The organism is Treponema sp. OMZ 790, from assembly GCF_024181285.1.
In the GTDB taxonomy this organism is placed as follows: domain Bacteria; phylum Spirochaetota; class Spirochaetia; order Treponematales; family Treponemataceae; genus Treponema_B.
In genome coordinates, this window is sequence record NZ_CP051201.1 from 2,603,459 (window position 1) to 2,627,404 (window position 23,946).

The following is a 23,946-nucleotide window of genomic DNA, read 5'->3' on the forward strand; positions in this document are numbered from 1 at the left end:
AATCCCGCCAATCTTCAACCTAAACTACCCCACACCCTCTCAACATACTCACAAATTCCCTTTACCCTATCTTCCATGCCCCAGGGAGGATTTGTGATTAAAAGGCCTGAGCCTTGAAGGCCGTATTCGCTTTCAGTATCTATCTTACTTGAAAAATGCTTGACCTCAAAATTTAGAATCTTGCCGTTTGCAGTTCTGCTTATCCTGCTTTTTAAATTTGCACACTCTTCGGTTTTGTGATTTAATATTGGATACCAAATTATAAAGATTCCTACAGACCATTTTTTACAGACTTTTTCAACAGCTTCTGCAATTGCTGTATAGTCGGAGTCGACTTCATAGCTGGGATCAAAGAGGGCAAAGCCGCGGATAGGCAGAGGAGGGGTAAGAGCTCTAATCGTCTCATAGCAATCCCTTTTGTGCACATGAACATTTTCTGCGCTCCTGTAAAGCTCTTTTAATTTTTCGGCTTCGGCAGAATGTAAATCGCATAAGATTAAATTAGAATCTTTTTGTAAAAATGAACGGATGATTTCGGGAGAGCCGGCATAAGAGGAATTTTCATCATAGTTTTTTAGGCAAAAATCCAAATAAGACTTAAAGTCTTCAGGAATTGGAATAGGCAGTTTTTCTTTTTTATATAAATTCAAAAGACGGACTATCCCTTCTTCCGCTTCGCCGGTTTTTAAACTCCACTCACTTAAAAGATTATAGGAAGCACCGCCTGCATTTAAATCGAAAGCCGTAAAAGGTTTTTGCTTTTGAGTATAAAGTTTTAAAAAAGAAAACAAAGCAGCATGTTTAAAAACATCGGCCTGATTACCTGCATGAAAACCATGTCGATAACTCAGCAATTTCTATACCCTCTTATTACACCACACGCCTTTGCGGTAATGATATAAAATAACGGTAAACTCCGCGAGCTCCGATAGAATATATGAAGTCCAAACCATATATAACGGAAGATGCAAAACATTTACAATTAAAAATAAAAACGGAATCTGAACGAACCAACGCGAACCGAGGGTAGAATAAAGCATCGGCCTTGTATGACCTGAACCGGAAAAAACGGAAGCAAAGCCCAAACCTGCCGATAAAATTATAAAGGAAGGATAGAAAATACGCAGCATGACGCTTCCTTGATTCAGCATTTCAATATCGCCCGGGAAAAAGAGGTGCAAAAACGTTTGAGGTGTTCCCATAATAATTATTGCAAAAATACCTACTATACTTGCCGACATAAGAGCCGTTATTTTGGATGTAAGTTTTGCTTCTCGAACATTGTCACGGCCGAGACTTTGGCCTACCAAAGTTGCTCCTCCCATACTAAACCCAAAAATGGGCATAAAGGCAAATTGCGCAAGCTTTCCGCCGACTCCTGCAATAGCAACAGCGTCGGCTCCATAGACGGTTACAAACTTCATAATCGTTACCTGAGCAAAGGTACGCACAAGAGAATTAATACCTGAAGGAAGTCCTATGAGTAAAAGATCCGTATCTATTTTTTTGTCGAGTCTGAAAAGTCCCTCAAAGCTTATTTTTATCTTACGCTTTCCGCTTAAAAGAATAAGGATGCCGTATAAAAAGCTGATACTTCTTGCAATTACCGTCGCAAGAGCTGCTCCAAAGACTCCCAATCCAAGCCCCGGAATGCTTGTACCCGGAACTATATCAAACATAAAAAGAGGATCTAAGACCAAGTTTATGATAGTCGCTATTATCATAATATGGAGAGGAGTTTTTGCATCTCCGGTACATCTGAAAATCGTATTTACGGAGTATGAAGAAAACATAACGGGAATAAAAAAGATTCTAAGCCAGCCGTATTCAAGGGCCGAATTTACAACTTCTTGATCCGGAAGAAAGAACCACAAAAGAGGTTTTAAAAATATTGCCAAAAGGAGACCTGAGATTACTGCAAGCACAACTTTAAAACTGATAGTCTGCTCTGCAATGCGCTGAGTTTTTTCCATGTCGCCCCGTCCATAATTTTGAGCAATCATCGAAACGGAACTGGCCCCTGCTATCTCATTCAAAATAGTAAAAAGCATATAAATAGAAGAAAAGAGGGTTACTCCGGATAAGGCCGTCTTAGATATCTGCCCTACCCAAACCATATCGACAATGTCATAAAAGTTTTGTAAACCTGCAGAAATCATTGTCGGATAAGCCAATCTCCATAAATTTTTTGATATTTTTTGAGAATTTAATTGCAGATCCATATTTTTACAAACACACTTCGAACCGCATAAATTTTCCATAAGCACATACTCTCCTTTATTTTTTTGAAGAAAAAAGATTTTTAAATATTGAAGTCTTCACAGTTCCTTCTTTTTTTAAATTATTCTTTAAGCTTATCTTTCCGCCCGAAAAGTTATAGATGTGCTCTTCGGAGGCAACAACCAAAAGAACATCATCTTCTTCAAACTTATACTCAGGGTCATCCATAAAAATAAAGTCTTCACTTTCTTTTTTTCTGCGGGCAATAATGTTTACGCCCATGTCTTTTCTTATATTGGATTCTGCAAGGCTTTTACCGACATATCTTGCCTCTACCCCGACTTCGGCAAGGGCAAGGTTTTTTGAAATAGGCATAAATTTAAGAAGGAGATCTGCTGCTAAAATAGGCGTTGTTCTTTTGGCGGCCTCACTGTCAGGATAAATTACTCTGGTAGCTCCGACGGTTTTTAAAAGCCTTCCGTGTTCATCGGATTGGGCTCGCACCACAATGTTTGCAATGCCGAGAGTTTTCAAAATTGTCGTACTGATTACGGAAAGCTCCACCTTGCGGCTAAAGTCTACAATTACGGTATCTACCTTAGGAGGCAAGATTTTGCGCACCGAAAGCTCGCTTATTTCTTCTATTACGACTGCAGAAGAAGCCTTGGGTTTATACATTTCGATCAGTTCTTTGTTTTGGTCGATGATGATAACTTCGGCGCCGATTTTTATAAGCTCATCGAGCATCCGTATGCCGAAGGTTCCCAAGCCCATAATCGCAAATTTTTTCATAACCTTTTCCTATTCTTCATCGCGGGCAACAACATCAAGTCCTATAAGCATATCGGGGCTTTCAATATCCAATATTCTGACCCCCTGAGCTGCCCGGCCCATGGTGCCTACAGAGTCTATGCTGATGCGGATAGTTTTTCCCTGCCCTGTTATGCAGACAACTTCATCATCATCAAAGACGGTAAGAAGGCCGACAACCTCTCCGGTTTTTTCAGAAATTGTGTAAATGCGCTGTCCGCCGGTTCCTCTTCCGTGAGCGGAAAATTCGGAAAACTCTACTCGCTTGCCGAAGCCGTTTTCGGTCATAACAAGCATTTTTTGATTTTCCGTTACGCGGAGTGCTCCCGTAAGCTCATCTTCTGAAGAAAGTTTTATTCCGGTAACACCGCGGGAAGAACGGCCTTGAGAGCGGATATCCTCTTCGCTTGTACGGAGGGCCTGACCTCGGCGGGTTATGAGCATGATCTCATCCTTGCCGCCTGTAAGAATTGCGCTTACAAGCTTATCGCCCTCATCCAGTTTTATGGCTATGATTCCGCGGGTTTTTGCATTTGCAAAATTGTCTGTGGTAACTTTTTTTACAACACCGCCTGCGGTCGCCATCAAAAGATAGGTCTTATCGTCGAATTCTTTTAAAGAAACGACAGCCGTAATTTCTTCATCGGAAGAAACTGAAAGAAGAGATTTTATGTGAGAGCCGCGGCTCGTCCTGCTTGCTTCCTGTATCTCATGCACCTTTAGCCAGTAGGCCTTGCCTGCATTTGTGATAAACATAATATAATCGTGGGTCGAGGCCGTAAAAATCTGATCCAAAAAGTCGTCTTCTGCAAGGTTTGCGGAATTGGAACCCTTGCCTCCCCTGTTTTGACTCTTATAAGCCGTGGCAGGAATACGCTTGATATATCCGAGGTGGGAAATTAAAATAACCATCTCTTCTTTTTTGATAAGGTCTTCGATATTGAGCTCTTCAACCTCATCGGCTACAATATCGGTTTTGCGCTCATCGCCGAACTTTTCTGCTATCTCGTTAGTTTCTTCCTTTATCAGGGCTAAGATCTTTTCTGGATGGGCAAGAAGGTCTTTTAAGTGAGCGATTAAAACCTGCAATTCCTGTAATTCTTTTCTGAGGTCTTCAATTTCCAAGCTTGTCAAGCGCTTTAACTGCATATCGACAATGGCCTGAGCTTGCACATCATCAAAGCCGAACCTTTCCATCAAGCCGTTTTTTGCAGTTTGAGTATCGCGGGAGGCCCTTATTATTTTGATAACCTCATCTATGTTGTCGATGGCGACGATAAGGGCTTCCAAGATATGAGCCCTTTCTTCCGCCTTGCGTAAATCGAATTTTGTTCTGCGGGTAACTACATCGACCCTGTGCTCAACAAAGTATTTTACAAGAAGTTTTAGGTTGAGGGTTTCCGGTCTTCCGTTTACAAGGGCTAGGTTTATAACTCCGAAGGAAGATTGAAGGGCTGTCTTTGCAAAGAGTTGGTTTAATACGACCTTTGTAATAGCCCCCCTCTTTAACTCTATAACAATACGCAAGCCTGTTCTATCGGAAGTTTCATCGTTTACGTTTGCAATTCCGTCTATAACTTTTTCGCGGGCTAATTCTCCGATGCGGGATACGAGGGTTGTTGTGTTTACCTGATAGGGAACTTCGGTAAAGACTATAGTTTCTTTTCCCTTTTTATCTACCTCAATTGTAAATTTACCGCGTACCAATATTTTTCCGCGGCCGGTTTTAAAGGCCTGCTTTATTCCCTTTCTTCCATAGATGACTCCGCCGGTCGGAAAGTCGGGGCCCTTCATGTATTTACAAAGCTCGTCTATTTCGATTTCGGGATTGTCTATGTAGGCCGAAACGGCATCTGCTATTTCGCGCAAGTTATGGGGCGGCATGTTAGTTGCCATACCGACTGCAATTCCGCTTGAACCGTTTGCAAGCAAGAAGGGAAATTTTGCCGGAAGAACGGTCGGCTCCTTTGTGGAATCGTCAAAGTTCGGAATAAAATCGACGGTTTCTTTTTTTATGTCCTCGACCATGGTTTCGGCGATTTTGGCCATCTTGGCTTCCGTATATCGGTAAGCAGCGGGCGGGTCGCCTCCTATGGTTCCGAAGTTTCCTTGAGGATAAATGACCGGATAGCGTAGAGAGAAGTCCTGTCCGAGGCGGACTAGGGCATCATAGACCGAAGCGTCGCCGTGAGGGTGGTAACTTCCTAATACGTCACCTACAATCTTAGCACACTTTCTGGTGGGGCCTGAACTGCGTAAACCCTTTTCTTCCATTGAATAGAGAATTCGCCTGTGAACGGGCTTTAGGCCGTCCCTTACATCGGGCAGGGCTCGGCTTACTATAACTGACATTGAATAATCTATGTAGGCTCTTTTTACTTCATTTTCGATAGGAATCGGAATTACGGCTCCGCCTTCCTTAGTTTGTATCTCTTCCACGCATTATACTCCGAAATCTATAAATTCGCGCTATTCTAGCATAAAAAAGGGGGCTTGGTCAAGGAAGCGGAAAATGACAAACAAATAACCCGAATTTATTTACTAATTTCGAGTTTTTTTGTATTATGTAAGTCTTAGGCTGTCAGCCTATGAGGAGAAACTCTATGAGACTTATCATCAAAAACAATTATGACGATTGTTCAAAATGGACTGCCGATTATATAGGCAATAAGATTATCGAATTTAATCCTACCAAGGAAAGGCCCTTTGTTCTAGGCCTACCCACCGGTTCAACTCCCTTGGGGGTTTATAAAGAACTTATAAAAAAACACAAAGAAGGCATCCTATCTTTTAAGCATGTCGTCACCTTTAATATGGATGAATATGTGGGCTTGGAGGCATCCCATCCTCAAAGCTATCACTACTTTATGATGGATAATTTTTTTAATCACATTGATATCGATCCTAAAAACATTCACATCTTAAACGGAATGGCAAAAGATAAGAAAAAAGAATGTGAGGATTACGAAAAGGCAATCCGTTCTTACGGAAAAATTCATTTGTTTTTGGGCGGAATAGGAGCTGACGGACACATAGCCTTTAATGAGCCCTATTCTTCCTTAACCTCCCGCACAAGGGAGAAAACCTTAACCCAAGATACCATCATAATGAACTCCCGCTTTTTTGAAGGAAATGAAGACCTTGTTCCAAAAACAGCTTTAACCGTAGGTATCGGCACTATTATGGATGCAGAAGAAGTTCTTATAATGGCAACGGGACATGCTAAGGCTGAGGCTGTTCATCAGGCGGTAGAGGGAGGTGTAAGCCATGTCTGGACGGTAAGTGCTTTACAACTTCATCCTAAATCTATTATAATCTGCGATGATGCAGCAATAGATGAGCTTAAAGTAAAAACCGTAAAATATTTTTTGGATATCGAAAAGGAAAAAAGAAACTAATGTATCAAGAAAACAAGCACAGGCTTCAAACTATCTCATTTTTTGTATTACTTGCAGGAATGCTGATTCTTGTGGGTAAATTATTTTTACCCTACGCAAGCGTTTTATTGTGGTCGGCTGTAATTTATATTTTGGTAAGCCCCTTATATAATAAGATACTGTCCAAGATGAATAAAGAGAAAAAAACTTTCCCGATAAAAAAGAGATTGCTTGCAGGCAGTTTTGCAATAATGACGGTTCTTGTTGTTGCCGGTGTCTTGTTTTTTGTCGTGATAAAAATATTCGGCCAAGGAAAAATTCTTGTTCAAAATATTCAAAGCTTTTTGGAAAACATAAACAATGCAGATTCCGGATTTTCAAAAACAGATATAGCCTCAGCTGTAAACCGATTGTCGATGGGGACGGTAGATATTTCAAACCTTGATTTACAAAAAGAATTTTTAAGCCTTTTATCCGCCTCCTCGGATCGGATATTAAGGTATGCAACAAGTCTTGTAAAAAATGCAGGTTCATTTTTTTTATCCCTTGTTTTTTTTGCCTTTGCTCTTTACTTTTTTTATGTAGACGGGGCCTATCTTTTCAGCCTGTTAAAACATGCCATTCCAATAGATAACGAAACATCAGGCAAACTGTTTTCTAAAATAGGAGAAATTACAACAAATCTTTTTAAAGGACTTTTCTTGGTTTCCTTTTACCAATGTCTTGCCTCTTTAATTATCTATCTTGCATTTGGAGTTCAAAGTGCTCTCTTGCTTGCGATTTTAACCTTTTTTAGTTCATTTTTACCCCTTGTCGGCTGCGGCTTAATTTGGTTTCCTGTCGGAGTCGGGTTATGCTTCACTGACAGTCTGCTAAAGGGGCTTATCTTTTTGGTCGTTGCAGGCTCGATAATCAGCTTTATGGATAATTTTTTACGTCCCTTCTTTTTAAAAGATAGAATAAAGATACATCCTCTTTTAATCTTTTTTTCGATGCTGGGCGGAATAAGCATGTTCTCATTCGACGGAATCGTTTTAGGTCCGATGATTGTAATTTTGTTCTTTACGATTTTGGATATGGCTTTGGATATAGAAGAAAAAAAAGAAAATGACGATGACAATTTTGAGCATTTAGTATAAGGAGAAAATTTATGATAACGGAAAAAACTATTTTGCCGCATAAGGCATTGTTTAACGAAAACGGAGATATAGAAACTCACAAACGCAAGATGATCGGAGGGAACACCACCAATCTAAACGATTTTAACAATATGAAGTATTCATGGGCAAGCGATTGGTACAGGCAGGCTATGAATAATTTTTGGATACCCGAAGAAATAAATATGACCACCGATGTTCAAGACTATCGAAAATTATCCGCACCGGAAAAAACAGCCTACGATAAGATTCTTTCTTTTTTGATTTTTTTGGACAGTATTCAAACCGCAAATCTTCCCAATGTCGGACAATATGTAACGGCCAATGAGGTAAACTTATGCCTTACCATTCAGGCCTTTCAAGAAGCTGTTCATTCGCAAAGCTACAGCTACATGCTTGACACAATTTGTTCTCCCGAAGAGAGGACCGAAATTTTATATCAATGGAAGGATGATGAACACCTTTTGCGTAGAAACAAATTTATCGGCGATCTATACAACGAATTTCAAACCGACAAGAGCGCTCTTGCTTTTTTAAAGGTCTGCGTTGCAAACTACATCTTGGAAGGCGTTTATTTTTATTCCGGTTTTATGTTCTTTTATAATTTGGGAAGAAACAATAAGATGCCCGGTTCGGTACAGGAAATCCGTTATATTAACCGGGATGAAAATACACATCTTTGGCTTTTCCGTTCGATGATTCAGGAGCTGCAAAAGGAAGAACCTCAGCTGTTTACTCCCGAAACCGTAGAGCTTTTTAGAGCCATGATAAAGGAAGGCTGCGAGCAGGAAATAGCTTGGGGAAATTATGTTATAGGAAACGATATTCCCGGGCTTAACAGTCAGATGGTAACCGACTATATCCAATATTTGGGAAACCTCAGATGCGAAAACCTCGGCTTCGCTCCGATTTATGACGGCCACAGGGAAGAACCCCAATCCATGAGCTGGGTCAGCCAGTACAGCAATGCGAATCTGATTAAGACGGATTTCTTTGAAGCCAAGTCTACAGCTTATGCAAAGTCCTCGGCAATGGTAGACGATCTATAGGATGGGAGCTAAAATGAAACATAAATCAAAAAAAACAAAATCTTTGCGAATAAGGATAGCCTTAATTGTCGTTGTCTTGACTGCCATACCTGCTTTCATAGTAGGTTTGGCAGATTATTTTATTGCTCTAAATCAAAGCAGGTTGGCGTATGAACGGCAGACACAAGAATTAATAGACGGAGCCGACCTATATATCGATAATTTAATCGGCAGTTTAAAAGAACTAAATACAGCCCTTTCAAATATCGATCTTATAAAAAATGTTGATGGAAGTATTACGTCTTATATAAATTTAAAAGCCGATACTGCAAGCGGCAAGGTTGATATGAATCCTTCCGCTTTTGATTCTAACGAAAAAGCTCTTTTCAATCTCATAAAATCCTTTCAAGATTCTTTTTCTTCCATAATATATATTACCCTTGCCTCAGAAAGTGACGGCGGAATATTAATGTGCCCGCCCAAAGAGAGAAGTCCCGGATATGATGCCCGAACCCGAGGCTGGTACAAAGACTGTATACAAAGTCCAAACAATCAGATTCTTTCGGATTTATATATTTCTTCCACTAACGAAGTTTCGATAGAAATTACAAACAAAATAATAAAGAACGGAAAGCCTCAAGGTGTAGTTTCGACTTCGGTAGATCTTTCCTATATTCAAAAAATTATTCAGGAAAAAAATATAAGTGAAACAGGTCATACACTAATTATCGACAAAAAAGGTCTTATAGCCGGGCACAGTAAACAAAAAGAACTTATAGGCAAACATGTAGAAACCTTAGGTAAAGAATATGAAACTCTTTTGAAATCCGGTAATACCGAATTTACAAAACATTCTATGGGAAATCAAGTTTATTATTCCAAGATAGTACATTCAAAAAATGCAGATTTAGGCTGGACATATATTTATACGATTAGTTCCTCCGAATACGAAGCGGTGGGAAAAAAAGTTTTGATAAATCTTGTAATAATACTTGCAGGAATTTTTGTTTTGACCATTCCTGTTGCTTATCTCACCTCAGCCAAAATAATAAAAATGCTTAGAAAAATAGCTGAAGCCTTACATAAAGTAGGAGAAAATAATCTTTCAGTTTCAATTCCAGTTTTAGCTTCAGGCGAGATAGGTGAAATAATAATTCTTTTAAATGAAACCATTAAAAAATTGGGAAATTCAATTCGAACGGTTGCAGAAAATACCCATAATATGAATGAGGTTGAAAATAGCTTTGCCGCAAGTATAAGCGAAGCCGCAAGTGCAGTTGAACAAATAACAGCAAATATACAAAGTGTTAAGAAACAAACTGAAATTCAAAATTCAAGTGTAAGTGAAGCTTTATCAAGTGTTGAACAGATTATGAAGCGAATAAGAGAACTAAATTCAAGTATTGAAATTCAGTCCTCCAGTGTAGTCGAATCTTCCACCGCGATTGAACAAATGGTTGCAAATATAGATTCAATTACAAAAACACTCGAAAAAACGGATGATGTTATTGTAAATCTTGTCGGAGCAACAGCCGATGGAAAAGATTCCCTTATCACTTCAAATTCTGTAACAAAAAAAATTGCCGAAGAATCCGGGGGCCTACTCGAAGCTTCTACCGTGATAGAACATATAGCAAGTCAAACAAATTTATTGGCTATGAATGCGGCGATTGAAGCGGCCCATGCCGGGGAAGCCGGAAAAGGCTTTGCCGTCGTTGCGGATGAAATAAGAAAATTAGCTGAAGAGTCCAGTGCACAAGGTAAAACAATTACGGAAACCCTAAAAGCTCTAGGAAGTGAAATTGAAAGTTTATCCGTTTCTTCACATACTGCAGAAGAAAAATTTAATATAATATTTAATTTAGCTGAGCAAGTTAAAACGATGAGCTCTACTTTAACTCTTGCGATGAAAGAACAATCGAATGGAAGCAGTGAAGTTTTAAATGCCATAAAAAATATTAATTCGGTAACAAATGACGTAAAAACCGATTCAACCGAAATGCTTACGGCCGGTAAAAATATTTCGGGCGATATGGAAAAACTTGATAATCTCACACAATTTATTACGCAAAGCATGAACGAAATGGCTGTAGGAGCGATTCAAATGAGTAAGACTGTTCAAGAAGTAAATGAAATGACACAGGAAAATAAAACAAGTATTGAAAATTTAACAAATGAAGTAAATAAATTTAAGGTATAATATTGTTATTTACTTATTACATAAACGGCCGGGACATTCTTCAGCTTTAGTGTACCATTTACATTTATTGCAATCGACGCAGGGCTTATAAAATTCATCCTTTATCGATTTTTTTGCAAAAGCCGGATCAGCTAAAAAGGGGCGTCCATAGGCCGCAAAATCTACGGCCCCGGTTTTAATCAATTCGTTTCCCCTGCTTATTGTTTTAATCTCGTTTACTGCAATCACAGGAACCCTTACATTCTTTTTAATAACGGAAGCTGTGTAAACTACTTCATTAAAATTAAAATTTTCCGGGATTGCGATAGGTCGTTCCGAAGGTATACCCTTGGAAATATGCAGCATGTCAACTCCTATTTTTTCCAAATTTTGAGCGGTTTTTATATCCAAATCGAGGTCATCAAGCCAGCCCATTCTATATGAAATTATAAAACCCTCTCCTGCAAATTCCCTTATGCCGGAAATAATTTCTTCTGCAAGTTTAAGTCGGCGCGGAATATCGCCGCCGTAAGAATCGGTTCTATGATTTGCAAGAGGCGAGCTCATCATATTTAAAAAATAAGAGTGGGCACCATGAAGCTCTATACCGTCAAGCCCGGCTTTTTTACAAATTCTTGCAGCATCAATAAAACTTTTACGGATAGAGATAATTTCTTCCGTAGTGAGGCTGTCAATTTTTCGGGCACTGTCATCATAAAAAGCAAAACCGGGATATGCCAATTGGGCAAAAAAGCGGCAGCCTCCGGCATGGCAGGCTTTTGCAATCTTAGCTAAATATTCTATATGCTCTTCCGAATAAGCCCCGCCTCGGACATTCTTCCCGGGAATTACGGAAAGCGCCTGACTTACCAAAAGCCCAATGTTTTTATCTGCGGCAGTTAAATACTCTTCCATAAGTTTTTCGCCAAAGATACCCTTATTATATTCAAAACCGAAACGTACCATTGGCGCCATCACCACTCTGTTTATAAATTCAATATTCTTAACTCGGACAGGTTCAAAAATTTCAAGCATACTCTTTTCCTCACAAAACTATTCTATATTATATCTATATATTAATCGAGAAACAAGACTATCGGCTTGAAAAGTATAAATTAAAATAAATTTGAACTTTTTGCTTTTTTGCGACGATATTAGTATGAGACCTTTGGTTAAGAATTTGAAAATGGAAAATAAAATCGATTTAGACCTTTTGATTGATCAAGCGGGAGATTCTCTTTGGCGCTTTTGTTTAAGGCTTGAAAAAACAAGACTTGATGCTGAAGACCTATATCAAGAAACTATGTTAAAAGCAATTAGACTGCAAAACAAAATAGAGTTTGATAAAAACCCTAAGGCTTTTTTATTTTCGATTGCTGTCGGAATACATAAAAATAAATTTCGTAAGTTTTTTAGAAGAGTTAAACTTGCACCCCCCTCGAGTTCTGCACTTGAATCTCTCTCTTCTCCTTATGAAGTTTTACCCGAAATTGAATTCGAAAAAAAAGAATTGAAAGAAGAAATTGAAAAGGCTGTTTCTTCTTTGCCCGAAAAAATTAAGATAAGCATTTTAATGTTCTATTCGGCGGATATGAGCATTGCTGATATTTCAAAAAACTTAGATATACCGGAAGGCACGGTAAAGAGCAGGCTTAATAAGGGCCGCAGTATTTTAAAAAGTATAATAGAGGAGAGCGGATATGGAATCAAATAACAAAACCGATATTTTGATAAGTGAAATTTTAAACACAGGTGAAAAAGCTCCTTTGCATATAAATAAAAAAATTTATGCACAGATAAATATGCAAAACAATAATCTTTTGGATGTTCCTATATTTATTATTTTGATAAATATAATTACCGCAATTTTTTCGGGTATTATTTTTATAAACATAGGTTTGATTTTTCCTTTTTTTATATTTAAACCTTTTTTTATATTTTTAGGGATAGGAATTATAAACATCACTATTTTTTTAAGTATTCTTTTAAAATTAAAATATAGTACTAAAGCGGTTCAATATGGATTTTAGAATCCGTATTGAAAGTTTTTATGGAGGTGTGATAAATAGTTCGGCAGAAATCCGGCCTCACTATTTATCTGCCGAGTTTTGTACCTATAGGTACAAAACCTCGCATTATTATATGTGTGTGCTTTACAGCACACACTTGAAAAAACTTTTTTCAGGATTTTATAATCCTTACAAAAAGTTTTTATGGAGGAAAAATGTTTTTTGTTTCACTTATTACTGTTATTATCACAGTATCGATTTTTGCACTTGCTGCCCGCATTCTTATTGCATATTGGGTTTACAAAGATGCACAAGAAAGAAATGACGAAGCCTTGGTTTGGGTTTTAATTGTGTTTTTTTTATCGGCAGTGCTCGGACTCATTCTTTATCTTGTAGCAGCCCGAAAAAGCAGAAGGATAAAATGTTCCTCATGCGGATTTACTCAGACTGCAGGAATACCCTATTGTGGAAGCTGCGGTAAACAGATGCCCCCTCTTTCGGAAGCCTTAAATAAAAGAAGTAAGGCAAATCTTTGGCCTCTTATTAGCGCAGGTATTTTAACCCTTTTGAGTTTAATTTTTTCGATTATATTATCGATTTATATCTTTAAATCGGCTGTCAACGGAGAAATAGAAAACTTTTTTCCGAATGCAGACATAGCTCTTATGCAAAGTCAAACTAATTTTAATAACCTATATAGGGCGTCGTTTAAATATCGGACTTCCGAAAAATTCAGCACCTTTACAATAAAAGAAGGCCGAAACTTAAAATGTTCATGGAATATAGATTCAGGTAATATTTCGGTAGAAATAATTTTCGGTGAAAAGATAATTAAATCTTTTGATAACAATAAAGACGGAAACATATTAAACACCGAAATCGATATGGCGGATTATGTCGGCAAAAAAATTAAACTCAAAATCAAATGCAGCAAAGCATCGGGTTCTTTTGAATTTAATGCCCGCTAAATTGATTTAAAATTAAAACTTTTATGAGAGGTATAAAATGAAAAAAAATATTTTGACTGTCATTTTTGCTTTATTCTTTTTTTTAAGCTTTGCTCTAGGCTCAAAAGAGCAAAATGAGTACACGGAAAAAGATTATTATGAAGCCTTAAAGGATAATACATTTTCTATAAATTTTGAAGATAAAAAATATCTTGATAAAATTTTTGAAAAAGAAAATGTAAATAATTATGATATTATCCTGATAGGAGAAAACCATGCCATTTCGGCCAACTATATTTTAAAATTTGAGTTTTTAAAATATTTACATGAAAATTATGATTTTAATCATCTGCTTGAAGAAATTCCAATAAGCCAAGCCTTTTTAATTAATATATATTTGGATTCGGGAAATGAAAAAATCTTAGAGCAAATAAAAAAACATACATATAAAACTTATTTTTGTACTCAAGATCATTTTGATTTTTATAGAAAATTATATAAATACAATCAAACTCAACAAAAAGAAAACCGCATAAAAATAATCGGCGCAGATGTAGAACACCAGCCGATTCTTGCTTATGTCGCCATGTATTTTTTAATTAAAGAAAAAGAAAGTTTAAAACATCTTTCGGATATAAAAACTTTATTGGAAAAACTTATAGTGAAGGGAGAAGCAGATAAAGATATTTATTCCATTGCTCAAAAATGTAATAAGTTACTTCTTGATGAAGAAATGGGAGAAAAAGTTTTAGGTGAAAAAGATTTTCAACTATTAAAATTAATCAATGATAATATTTTAAACTGTAAGACCCTTTATGCAGCCCCTCAAAATGAATTCAATAAAAAAAGAGATAAGGTGATGTATGATAATTTCCGCATATTGGATGACCGCAAAAATAAATATTTCGGCATCTGGGGGAATTTTCATGTTTGGCAAGCTCCGGTAAACGGTCTTTTGCCATTTGCTTCATATATAAAAGCGAATAAATCTTACAGCGAGAAAATATTATCTATTATGATTCAATATATAAATTGTATGTATTCTAATCCTCATAATGATTATAAATCGGAAAAACTTGAAAACAGAATGTTTTATCTTCAAGCCTCCTATCAAGATATGTTGGAAAAAGATAAAGGGAATATATACATGTACAGGTTAAATTATAAAAATTCTCTCTTTAACAAAATGAATACCAACGGAAAAAAAGCAATGCCGGGAGAAACTCTTATAACCGATCTATATCAATATTTGATAACGGTAAAAGATTCTCCCGCTTGCAAAAAGGTAGAGTTTAAATAAGAGCCTATGCGCTCAATGCTTTGTCTTTGGTTCTTAAATCTTTTTTAAAAAGTTTAATCACTATGAGTGTAGATAAAATCATAACCAGAGTTTCTATTATCGGACTTGAAATCCAAACTCCTCGTGTTCCAAAAAATACGGGGAGAATTAATACGGCCGGAATATAAAGTAAGAATTGCCTCGCAATTACCAAGATGCCTGCGTACTTAGCCTTACCCAAGGCTTGGAAGAGTGTTAGATTGATAATCATAATTGCCGACAAGGGAAATAAAGAAATAGAAAGTATTGCATTTGTTCTTCCTAAAGATATAAGTTCTTTATTTTCCAAGAATAAACCTAAGACCCTTTCAGGCATAATTAAAAATACCAGCCAGAAGATAATGGATAAGAATAGTCCGAAACCGTAAAAGAGAAAGGTTCCTTTTTTTACCCTGTCAAATTTTCCGGCTCCAAAGTTAGTTCCGGCAAAGGGCTGATAGCCCTGACTTATTCCCCAAAGAGGAATAAAAGATAACATTAAATATCTGAAAAAAGCCCCCATCAAAATTACTTGATCTTCTCCGCCGTATCTTTTTAATGTAGAATACATAACGGCCTGCTGTAAAAGAGCAAACACCTGCATAAGCATTGCAGAAAATCCTACAGCAAGAGTTTCTTTTACGATTAGTTTTTGCAGTTTAAAGTGTTTAAATCTGACATTTTTGCTGAAGAAAGCAAAGTAACAAAAATTACAAATTGCAAGAACAACTTGAGATATAACCGTTGCGATAGCGGCTCCCTCAAGTCCTTGCTTTAAAACTACTACAAAAACTGCATCCAAGATTATGTTTAAAACCGCACTTAGTCCCATTAAAAGCATTGCAAGGCTCATTCGGCCTTCGCCCCGCATTACCATGTTTGCGGCCTGACCGAAGTTTACAAAGATTGAGCCGATATACACAATCCTGAGATAGTTCACTCCTAAGCGGAGCATTTCTCCTTCAGCACCTATAAGACCTAAAAGCTGCGGCGCAAAAATTATACCTGCTGTTGTAGTCAAAATCGAAAAAAGAAGAGTAAGAATAAAAACATTCCCCATAATGGAATCGACTGTTTCTTGATCGTTTCTGCCAACCGCTCTTGAAAGAACCGATGCAGAACCTATTCCGATTAAAACGGCAATACCGTTATTTATTAGTGTAAATGTATAGGCAATACTGATCGCACCTATGGCAATGGGCCCAACATATCTCCCGACAAAAATTGCATCTACAAAATTGTATAAACTGATTACAAACATTCCGATAATGCCCGGGATGCTGAGTTCGAGCATGAGTTTGAACATGTTACCTGAAATTAAATGTTCTCTTTTATCCGTCATAAGAACCTCCATAACTGACGTATACGTCAGTTATATTATATAAAAAAGAAAAATAAAGTCAATAGAGATTAACAAATTTTTGTCATTCGATTGTAAAGCTTTTTTTTACACAAGAATAGATTAGGTTATGCATCTCGCTCTTTTCTTTATTAAAAACAGTTTTATCTTCAAAAAGTTCATAGATTATAAGGATTCCGTTAAAGAGACGAGAGTAGAGTCTTCCGGCCTTATTTGTTTTATACTTTATTTTTTTACCTGCAAAAGCTCCTTCTTTAAATAAATGCTCCAAATTTTCGCTTATAAACTTATGAGCCTGAGCTTCAAGCTCTAAAAAAAGAGATTCATATTCTTTATCATATAGAATTTCGGCAAGAAACATTAGATAGAGCCGTTTTTCGGGAACATAATCAAAGAGTTTTGCTTCTAGAGCTTGGGTTACAATTTCGTAAGGGTCGGCAATTTTTTTTGCAGAACTAAAAATTTCTTCGTTGCGTCTGTATCGAAAATAGTTTCCTTCCTGCATTATAGCAAACATTATAGATTTTGTGCTTTTAAAGTACTGGTAGACCCCTCCCTTTGAAAGGCTGGTGGCAGCAACAATATCTTCCATTGTAGTATTATGAAAACCTTTTTTTAAAAACACCTTTTTTGCAGCTTCCATTATTTCATGCGAGCGCTCTTCTTTTGTCTTTCTCGTAAATTTTGCCATATCTATATTATAAGGAAAAAGCAAAAAAAAGGAAGAGCGGACTACAAATATTTTACTATATTAAGAATTTTGGCCTTGAATCTGATAGTTTTATAGTCTCAAATATTTCAGATTAATAAATACTAAAAATTATCAATATGTAAATTGATTATGATAACACAAACAAAAATAAGATGAACGAAAGCGGTTGGAATTGAACCAACTGCCAAAGGTATTCCTTCCATCGCTCCTATACTTGGTTTCTTCTTTCGTTCATCATTAATAATAGATTAACTCAATATCGATTAAAATTCAAGCATCAAATATTATTTTTAATCTTAAATTACACAACTCTCAAACCGTAAACATTCCTGCAAAATAAAAATGTCTGTTTGAGATCCATCTTAAATTACACAACTCTCAAACTGTTCATTTGTCATTTTGTTTAATCTCCTTGTTTGAGATCCATCTTAAATTACACAACTCTCAAACGCTATCATAGGATTTTTAATCGGTAAATTAGTTTGAGATCCATCTTAAATTACACAACTCTCAAACCTCCGGTGATATTGCTAATGTTAATGAAGTGTTTGAGATCCATCTTAAATTACACAACTCTCAAACTGTCATTCCTTGTTTCCATTTAGTGTATTTGTTTGAGATCCATCTTAAATTACACAACTCTCAAACGTCAGATATGGCGTAGGGGAGAGCCTATCACACTATGGATAGCGGTAATCTAAGATGATTACTCTTTAATACTACCATGAGAATTATTTATTGTCAATATATTTCACAAAGGTCATTATCAATAATATAAGATTTTTCACAATCTTCTTTTGTCGATATGTATGACCCCTCTATTAAAAAGAGATTTGTTTTTATATATCGGGCAAATTTATATAGCTCGGATAGGTCTTTGAAATTTAAAAACTGTTTCAGGTTTATAAAAATAAAGCATCTTATTTGATTTAATTCCACAGAAGCACTTATATAGTCTATAATTTTTTCAAGTAAATTCTTGTATTCTGTTTCAAAAGAAATATTAACAGCTTTAAATATGCTAGTCAAATCAAATTCGTCATCTCTTTTGAGGGGTATGTCTAAAGAAAAAACTATCTCATCTATGTACTTTAATATTTCACTTTTTATACCGCATGTTTTTATATAATTGTACTCATCGGAAATACTTTGTTTTAAAATCGAATAAATTTTATTTAGATTTTGTTTATTATTTATATCAATATTTATAGGATTTAATATAAGTTCACATGTTTTTGAGACAGAAAGCTCTTTATTATCTTCCGATAATACGAATTTTCCTTCATTGCCTAAATATTGACTAAAAAGCTCAGATGTAAATTCGGTAAAAAAACTTTTATTTTCTATGGTTAAAACATTAACTGTGTTTTCTAAAAAGACTATTTGATTTTCGAGATCAGGATGTACTAATTTCATATAACAACGAGCCTTTCATCAGTATTTAAATATTCTGTTTTTGATTCTCCAATAATAATTTCCATCCTTGCATATTGTTTTTCGGTAACTGTTAATACTTCAACCAAGCCTTCAGGCGGTTTGTTCTTTTCTATATTCTTTACTACAGAATCTCTATTTGTAAGATTTAAAACTAATTTTGAATAAACAGATTTTTGCTGCATAATAAAACCGGATTTAATTAAAAACTTTCGAAATGTCGAATAATTATGCCTATTTTCGGGTGTTATTACGGGTAAATCAAAAAAAACTATAACTCTCATAAATCTATAACTCATCGCGGTAAAATTTAATTTGTGAAATATCCTTTTCATTTAGAGCATCAAAGATACTGTGCACAAAAATTTCGATAGCCTTATTTAGATAATGCTCTTTATTATTTATAAACACCTTTTTATTTACAACATCCACTATTTTTAATTTTTCCTCATGTTCAAATTTTTGAGGATTAAGTTTAAACACTTCCGCATCTACCAAAGGCCTGAAGGGTTCCATAAGGTCTGAGGCAAGATTAAAAGGATTAAATATATTATCATGAAAAATTCCGAGTTGTGTAATATAACCGTTTGCAGTTATTTCACGATTAAATGCAGAAAGTAAGATACTGTATCCGTAATTTAAAGCGGCATTTATAGGGATATCCAAACTTCTGGAAAACCCTGCTCCAAATAGTGCTGCAAAATATGCTTTTGCAGCATGAGCCTCCTTATTTGTTTTATCGTTAATGTCTATATCGGTAATATACTCAGCCAGTAAACTCGCTTGCGGAAGCTTCAGTTTTTCTAAGAGGTATTTTTGCTGTCTTATTTTTTCTGTTACTACCTCAGTCCATACAAGCTGTTTAATATTCTTATCCCATTTTATTTGAAGCCTGATTTTTTCGCCGGTATCATGACTTCCGTAATATCCTACCAATTCAGAAGCCGGATTCCGTTTTTCATCACAAAAAATTATCTTAACCTTTTGTTTTATAAGTTCATTTAATAAGGCTGCGGTTATAGAAACCGCTGTCGTTTCAATGATTAAAACCGAAATTTCTTCTATAAAAACTTTTTGAATTTTTTCTCCTCTAACTACGAGGTGATTTAAGTGTAAATCCAGTTTTGCTCTATTTGAAATGACAACGGTTCTCCAACTCATATTTTTAACAGATCAATCCTTTTTTCAAAAACGCCGGTTATCGATTGATAAATTAAAATACAGTTATCAAGACTTGATATTTTATTTCCTATTCGTGCATTTCCTGCATTTTTGCTTCCTCCTATATATTGTAAATCCGCTAAATTCCTTGTTGCAGAAAATAATTTTAAAATCTCTAAAATAGCTTTAAGCTGATTTTCGATTATTAAAGATTTAAATTTATCTTTCCCTTTGATTAATGTATCAATGGTCGCAGAGTTAGGTCTTTTTTTGTAGATAGTATTTCTATGTTTTGATAAAAGCATATCATAGATCTCCAAATTTTTCTTTTGGAGAAGTTCATAAAACTCTTTTTCTCCTATTTCATCAGTTTTTTTCTTTTTTGATAGTTCTTCTTTTACATAGGATCTAAAAGATAAATCCTCATAAGTATGGATTGTTTTTCCAATTTTCTCTCGTTGACTTCTTATTTCATTGAATCTTATGATTTTTTTAAAATAAAGGACATCGTCATGTGAACAGCAAAATTGAACAGCGGGTCTTAGCACAAAGGAGTCGCCGGTTTTTCCGGTAATGTGGCAAGGGAATCCGTTAATTTTTAAGAAAGAGTTGATTTTTATTTTAGAAATCAAAATTTTGAATTCGTTTTTCCCTATCTGGTTTTTTAAATAGCTTTTTAATCCATCTTGATTTTTTTGAATATCCTTTACCAAATATAAAGGGATGGTTTCTAAGCTGCGTATCTTTTTTCCTTTTTCTTCGTATTCTACAAGGGTATAATATGCTGCAGAAACTTTATTATAGCCGCCATATTTTGAAATATTCGAAAGAGGACCTTCTTTTTTTAGAGGATGTTGCCCCAAACCTTTTTTCATAATAGTTTGGTCAAATAGCCCTCCTTTTTTACAGGATGCTTGACGTGTATAAATAGGACTATTCCTTTTAAGCATATCCTTTACAGTGACAATTGTTTTTTCTTTTTCCCATGCCGTAATATTATTTCTTTTTACATCATAATCAAAAACCTTATAGTAGTTATAAGTATCGGCAATATTCGGATTATCCCGTTTCTCTTTTATAAAATTCCAAGGATTATTTGTAAATTTTGTATTATATACATTTCCGACAACAATATTTAAATATGCATCATGGGCATGATGAAAGTCGTTTATTTCTCTGCATTTTACAATATCGAATTTATTTCTAAACATTGATACTGTTTCAGCCTTAGAGTAAATAATCTTAGTTTCGGGGAAAATTTGTTCCAATACCTTTGCTGCAACCTTGGTTGCCTGTCTTGTTTCTACAAGCTGCCGAGCAATGAATTTTGCTGTTTCGTCATCAGAGATTGGAGTTGCCCTTGTTAATCTGTTCAATTTTTCGAGGCTTATAAAACTATGTTTTTGTAAAAAATTCCAAAAGCCTCTTTGCTTTGATTGAATTTCAGTCTTCAATGGATATTTATCTTCCTTGTTTTTATTACAGCTGCTGCATACTAAAACCCGATTATTTATACTGTCATCTTTAATTTTTGATTGAGGGTAAATATGATCGATATCATACTTGCCTGTATCAAATACATGTCCTATTTCAATTGGTTTACCGCAATACATACACTTCCCAAGCTGTGTGTAATAAAGATAAAGTTTGTCGCTGCGAAGTCTTAAGTTATCTTCATTTTCTATTTTACCTGAAAGATCCTTTATCTCGGAACTAAAAGCATCCACATCATTTTTACAGTTACTGTACAAATCCTGTAAAATTTTTAATCTCGTCTTAGTTCTTGCAGGCTCAAGTTCTGCACCCTTTGCCATTTCGATAAATATTTTTTTAGGAGGGGCTTGGGTAATATGAGATATTTCTTTTACAAGTTTAAGAGTTTGCCATAACATTTTTTTTACCGACGGCGATAAAAATAATGGTTTTACCAAACCGTTATATGAAAATCGTTTTTCGGTATCTTCAAACGCCGAATTTATCTTTTTAATATTTTCAGTAAATTTAAATTCATTGCTGAGCAGTTCCATTAAATTATTTTGAGTTTCACGCATTGCCGTTATTATATTTACAGGTTCATTAAATCCGGGAATTTCTGATGTGACAGTTTCAAGGAATTTGCGTGATAGACGGCCCCAGCCTGAAAATTCAAGGTTTAGAATTTTTTTGATTTGCTCATCGGAACAAACCTTACCATACTCATTCTTTATTTTAGCTTTAAGAATACTCTTACCTTCTCCTTCATCATAGATAGTAGCCCATTGTATAATCTCTTCAAGCATATTCTTTGTAGAAATTTCATCAATTTTATTACCGAAAATATTTTTTAGTTCTATATATGATTTTAATGAAGATATACATTCTTTATCGATGCCTAAAATAATTACTTCATCCGTTTTATTGCAAATACCTTCATGTTTTATAAAAGTTGAAATCTGCTTTTGTGTAATTTTTTTATATTTTTTAAATAGCTCTTCATATATTCTTTGTTTTAATTTAATATCGCAGATATTTTTTCCGTCAATGGTAATCTGTAAATTATTAATTTCATTTAAAACGGTAAACTCGGAATATAAAAGAGAGTTTTTAGGTAAAACTTCTTCTCCTGTTAGGTATGTACAAAAATTAGTTCTGCTTGTAATAAAGGCTTCAGCTGTTTTATCCTTATCAATATGATTAAAAAAATTCCAAGGTGTAGTTTTACCCGAAGGAGTTTTTTCTTTTTTTATGACCCAGCATCTATCAGGAAAATATTTTTTATGTTTATCGTTTATAGGCCCAATATAATAAGGAATCTTAAATGTTAAAAGCATTATGATTTTTTCACTGACAGATAAACCATTTTCATCTTTTTGTTTTAAAAAAGAAAAATGATTTTCTGCATTGGCTAATATCCTTTCCAATTCCATCCTGCGCAATTGATAAGGAATTTCTGCATTGCTTTTAGATACCTGCTTAGGCAAAAAAGTTCCTATTTCAATTTCGGACAATATATCATTTATTTCTTTTATATCCGATTTGGATGAAAGGATAGTTTTTAAAAATTTATAAAAATCTTCTTGACCGGTAGTCTCTTTTATAATCTTTTTTTTACTTCCGGTTTTACATACCCCTACATATCTTGAATAATTACAATTATTGTTTTCAGATTGCTTATATCCGAATACTTTTCTATAATCCTTCGGGAAATATTTTTTTATAACATTTTTTAATTTAGTCAAATCGCTCTTATGCTTTTCGTATATCTTAACCTTTGCAAAAGAAAGATACTGTTCATCTCCTATTACCTTTGAAAGAACCGAACAATTATATACAGCCTTTGCTTTTAACAAAAGCTCAAAGGAGTCTCCTAAAAATGAGGCCAGCTCATCGCTTACAGCGTCAAAGTCGTCTTTAGAAAAAGATATACCGTTTTTCTCAGCATCTTTTAAGTCGGGATTATCATAAAGGTCTGCAAAGTTTACCTTGTTACTCGATATTAAATTCGTAATAGCTTTTTTTTGTTTGTCGGACGGCTTCAATCCTAAAAGCTTATTTAACCGGCTTTGCTTTTCCGAATTTTTTAAAGAGCTGTCCTTTAAAATATCCTTTATTTTTTGAGCATCTGCATCAATATCGAGCTCCATATCCTCACGCAGATATTCAAAAAGAGCCTTTATAGAAGTATCGAATTGATTTTCCGAATCGAAGTCTCCCTCAAATAAAAAATGGCCTCTTTTTTTGATAATATTATGGCAGGCTAAATACAAAAGCCGCGGATCAAGCTTTACCTTGTTTTCAATCCAAGCCTTTATCAGGTGATTTATAGTAGGATAGGTTTTATGATAGGTCTTATCGTTAAAATCTTTATCATTAAAAAGACTATTTTCCTGTAATATGGTCTTGTCTTCTGCATAAAGAGGGCTTTCTTTCATTCTTTGGAAAAATCCCTCATCTTTTTTTGCAATTTCTTCGGCAAACAGCTCTTGAAGCAGTTTTATTCTTTTGTTTCTTCTCTCAATACGGCGCCGGGCTCCTCTATATAGCCTTCGGCCTTCGGCTGTTTCTGCCGTATCGAAAAGCCTCATACCCCAAAGGTCTTTATGATTAGCCTTTAAAAGCTTATAGTCACCATCAGTAACTGCCCAGCCGACCGATCCTGTTCCTACATCCAATCCGAGAAAATAATCCTTAATTTCCTTTTTCATACCGTATTTCCTCATGTAAAAATCTAACCCAAATGATATGCGTTACTCAA

Annotated in this window: 19 protein-coding genes and 1 CRISPR repeat array; of the genes, 8 read left to right on the forward strand and 11 right to left on the reverse strand. The window is 35.3% G+C overall.

Annotated elements, in window-relative coordinates; all coding sequences use genetic code 11:
* Window positions 1-14: 14 nt before the first annotated feature.
* Genes rlmJ through gyrA form a run of 4 tightly spaced genes read right to left on the reverse strand, consistent with a single transcriptional unit; the run spans window position 15 to window position 5,469 of the window.
* Entirely contained in the window at window positions 15-854 is an 840-nt protein-coding gene (gene rlmJ, locus E4O01_RS12330) for a 23S rRNA (adenine(2030)-N(6))-methyltransferase RlmJ (protein ID WP_253692480.1), read from the reverse strand.
* Between the two features lie 3 nt (window positions 855-857).
* Window positions 858-2,261 (reverse strand): MATE family efflux transporter, encoded by a 1,404-nt coding sequence (locus E4O01_RS12335; protein ID WP_253692481.1) that lies wholly within the window; start codon window positions 2,259-2,261, stop codon window positions 858-860.
* Between the two features lie 16 nt (window positions 2,262-2,277).
* Complete coding sequence (locus E4O01_RS12340; protein WP_253692482.1) at window positions 2,278-3,012, reverse strand: potassium channel family protein; 735 nt, start codon at window positions 3,010-3,012, stop codon at window positions 2,278-2,280.
* Window positions 3,013-3,021: 9 nt separating this feature from the next.
* Window positions 3,022-5,469, reverse strand: a complete 2,448-nt coding sequence (gene gyrA / locus E4O01_RS12345; protein ID WP_253692483.1) for a DNA topoisomerase (ATP-hydrolyzing) subunit A — start codon at window positions 5,467-5,469, stop codon at window positions 3,022-3,024.
* Window positions 5,470-5,633: 164 nt separating this feature from the next.
* Here gyrA and nagB point away from each other — a divergent pair, with 164 nt between their 5' ends.
* The 4 genes from nagB to E4O01_RS12365 are packed head-to-tail and all read left to right on the forward strand — an operon-like array spanning window position 5,634 to window position 10,792.
* Window positions 5,634-6,428 (forward strand): glucosamine-6-phosphate deaminase, encoded by a 795-nt coding sequence (gene nagB / locus E4O01_RS12350; protein WP_253692484.1) that lies wholly within the window; start codon window positions 5,634-5,636, stop codon window positions 6,426-6,428.
* The gene (locus E4O01_RS12355; RefSeq protein ID WP_253692485.1) at window positions 6,428-7,546 is read left to right on the forward strand and encodes an AI-2E family transporter; all 1,119 of its coding nucleotides are present in this window, start codon (window positions 6,428-6,430) and stop codon (window positions 7,544-7,546) included. The genes nagB and E4O01_RS12355 overlap by 1 nt, the downstream gene beginning before the upstream one ends.
* Window positions 7,547-7,557: 11 nt before the next feature.
* Window positions 7,558-8,613, forward strand: coding sequence for a ribonucleotide-diphosphate reductase subunit beta (locus E4O01_RS12360; RefSeq protein WP_253692486.1), 1,056 nt, complete (start codon window positions 7,558-7,560; stop codon window positions 8,611-8,613).
* 13 nt (window positions 8,614-8,626) lie between these two features.
* Window positions 8,627-10,792, forward strand: coding sequence for a methyl-accepting chemotaxis protein (locus tag E4O01_RS12365; protein ID WP_253692487.1), 2,166 nt, complete (start codon window positions 8,627-8,629; stop codon window positions 10,790-10,792).
* 9 nt (window positions 10,793-10,801) lie between these two features.
* Here the strand turns inward: E4O01_RS12365 and E4O01_RS12370 are convergent, their stop codons facing one another.
* On the reverse strand, window positions 10,802-11,806 hold the full coding sequence (locus E4O01_RS12370; RefSeq protein WP_253692488.1) for an oxidoreductase: 1,005 nt from the start codon (window positions 11,804-11,806) through the stop codon (window positions 10,802-10,804).
* Window positions 11,807-11,957: 151 nt separating this feature from the next.
* Here E4O01_RS12370 and E4O01_RS12375 point away from each other — a divergent pair, with 151 nt between their 5' ends.
* From E4O01_RS12375 to E4O01_RS12390, 4 genes are all read left to right on the forward strand, one after another.
* The gene (locus tag E4O01_RS12375) at window positions 11,958-12,485 is read left to right on the forward strand and encodes an RNA polymerase sigma factor (RefSeq protein ID WP_253692489.1); all 528 of its coding nucleotides are present in this window, start codon (window positions 11,958-11,960) and stop codon (window positions 12,483-12,485) included.
* Window positions 12,472-12,801, forward strand: a complete 330-nt coding sequence (locus E4O01_RS12380; protein WP_253692490.1) for a hypothetical protein — start codon at window positions 12,472-12,474, stop codon at window positions 12,799-12,801. The genes E4O01_RS12375 and E4O01_RS12380 overlap by 14 nt, the downstream gene beginning before the upstream one ends.
* Window positions 12,802-12,995: 194 nt before the next feature.
* Complete coding sequence (locus tag E4O01_RS12385) at window positions 12,996-13,748, forward strand: PLDc N-terminal domain-containing protein (protein WP_253692491.1); 753 nt, start codon at window positions 12,996-12,998, stop codon at window positions 13,746-13,748.
* A 37-nt stretch (window positions 13,749-13,785) separates the two neighbouring features.
* Window positions 13,786-15,027 carry a TraB/GumN family protein gene (locus E4O01_RS12390; protein WP_253692492.1) on the forward strand — a complete coding sequence of 414 codons (1,242 nt, stop codon included), beginning with the start codon at window positions 13,786-13,788 and terminating at the stop codon, window positions 15,025-15,027.
* A 4-nt stretch (window positions 15,028-15,031) separates the two neighbouring features.
* Here E4O01_RS12390 and E4O01_RS12395 read toward each other — a convergent pair whose 3' ends face one another.
* From E4O01_RS12395 to cas9, 6 genes are all read right to left on the reverse strand, one after another.
* Window positions 15,032-16,387, reverse strand: coding sequence for an MATE family efflux transporter (locus tag E4O01_RS12395; protein WP_253692493.1), 1,356 nt, complete (start codon window positions 16,385-16,387; stop codon window positions 15,032-15,034).
* 82 nt (window positions 16,388-16,469) lie between these two features.
* Entirely contained in the window at window positions 16,470-17,120 is a 651-nt protein-coding gene (locus E4O01_RS12400; protein ID WP_371819574.1) for a TetR/AcrR family transcriptional regulator, read from the reverse strand.
* A 279-nt stretch (window positions 17,121-17,399) separates the two neighbouring features.
* Window positions 17,400-17,765: direct repeats of the CRISPR family, unit length 36 nt; unit sequence GTTTGAGATCCATCTTAAATTACACAACTCTCAAAC.
* Between the two features lie 93 nt (window positions 17,766-17,858).
* Window positions 17,859-18,533, reverse strand: coding sequence for a type II-A CRISPR-associated protein Csn2 (csn2, locus tag E4O01_RS12405; protein ID WP_253692495.1), 675 nt, complete (start codon window positions 18,531-18,533; stop codon window positions 17,859-17,861).
* Window positions 18,530-18,835 (reverse strand): CRISPR-associated endonuclease Cas2, encoded by a 306-nt coding sequence (cas2, locus tag E4O01_RS12410; protein WP_253692496.1) that lies wholly within the window; start codon window positions 18,833-18,835, stop codon window positions 18,530-18,532. The genes csn2 and cas2 overlap by 4 nt, the downstream gene beginning before the upstream one ends.
* A 4-nt stretch (window positions 18,836-18,839) precedes the next feature.
* Window positions 18,840-19,712, reverse strand: a complete 873-nt coding sequence (cas1, locus tag E4O01_RS12415) for a type II CRISPR-associated endonuclease Cas1 (RefSeq protein ID WP_253692497.1) — start codon at window positions 19,710-19,712, stop codon at window positions 18,840-18,842.
* Window positions 19,709-23,896, reverse strand: a complete 4,188-nt coding sequence (gene cas9 / locus E4O01_RS12420) for a type II CRISPR RNA-guided endonuclease Cas9 (protein WP_253692498.1) — start codon at window positions 23,894-23,896, stop codon at window positions 19,709-19,711. Before cas9 ends, cas1 begins: the two co-directional genes overlap by 4 nt.
* Between the last annotated feature and the right edge of the window lie 50 nt (window positions 23,897-23,946).

Bases quoted from the DNA above. Each gene is read 5' to 3' on its own strand.
- E4O01_RS12390 (WP_253692492.1), top strand. From the start codon at position 13,786: ATGAAAAAAAATATTTTGACTGTCATTTTTGCTTTATTCTTTTTTTTA.
- E4O01_RS12385 (WP_253692491.1), top strand. From the start codon at position 12,996: ATGTTTTTTGTTTCACTTATTACTGTTATTATCACAGTATCGATTTTT.
- E4O01_RS12340 (WP_253692482.1), bottom strand. From the start codon at position 3,012: ATGAAAAAATTTGCGATTATGGGCTTGGGAACCTTCGGCATACGGATG.
- E4O01_RS12355 (WP_253692485.1), top strand. From the start codon at position 6,428: ATGTATCAAGAAAACAAGCACAGGCTTCAAACTATCTCATTTTTTGTA.
- E4O01_RS12365 (WP_253692487.1), top strand. From the start codon at position 8,627: ATGAAACATAAATCAAAAAAAACAAAATCTTTGCGAATAAGGATAGCC.
- E4O01_RS12370 (WP_253692488.1), bottom strand. From the start codon at position 11,806: ATGCTTGAAATTTTTGAACCTGTCCGAGTTAAGAATATTGAATTTATA.
- cas2 (WP_253692496.1), bottom strand. From the start codon at position 18,835: ATGAGAGTTATAGTTTTTTTTGATTTACCCGTAATAACACCCGAAAAT.
- E4O01_RS12335 (WP_253692481.1), bottom strand. From the start codon at position 2,261: ATGGAAAATTTATGCGGTTCGAAGTGTGTTTGTAAAAATATGGATCTG.
- E4O01_RS12395 (WP_253692493.1), bottom strand. From the start codon at position 16,387: ATGACGGATAAAAGAGAACATTTAATTTCAGGTAACATGTTCAAACTC.
- E4O01_RS12375 (WP_253692489.1), top strand. From the start codon at position 11,958: ATGGAAAATAAAATCGATTTAGACCTTTTGATTGATCAAGCGGGAGAT.
- E4O01_RS12380 (WP_253692490.1), top strand. From the start codon at position 12,472: ATGGAATCAAATAACAAAACCGATATTTTGATAAGTGAAATTTTAAAC.
- cas1 (WP_253692497.1), bottom strand. From the start codon at position 19,712: ATGAGTTGGAGAACCGTTGTCATTTCAAATAGAGCAAAACTGGATTTA.
- E4O01_RS12360 (WP_253692486.1), top strand. From the start codon at position 7,558: ATGATAACGGAAAAAACTATTTTGCCGCATAAGGCATTGTTTAACGAA.
- nagB (WP_253692484.1), top strand. From the start codon at position 5,634: ATGAGACTTATCATCAAAAACAATTATGACGATTGTTCAAAATGGACT.
- cas9 (WP_253692498.1), bottom strand. From the start codon at position 23,896: ATGAAAAAGGAAATTAAGGATTATTTTCTCGGATTGGATGTAGGAACA.
- csn2 (WP_253692495.1), bottom strand. From the start codon at position 18,533: ATGAAATTAGTACATCCTGATCTCGAAAATCAAATAGTCTTTTTAGAA.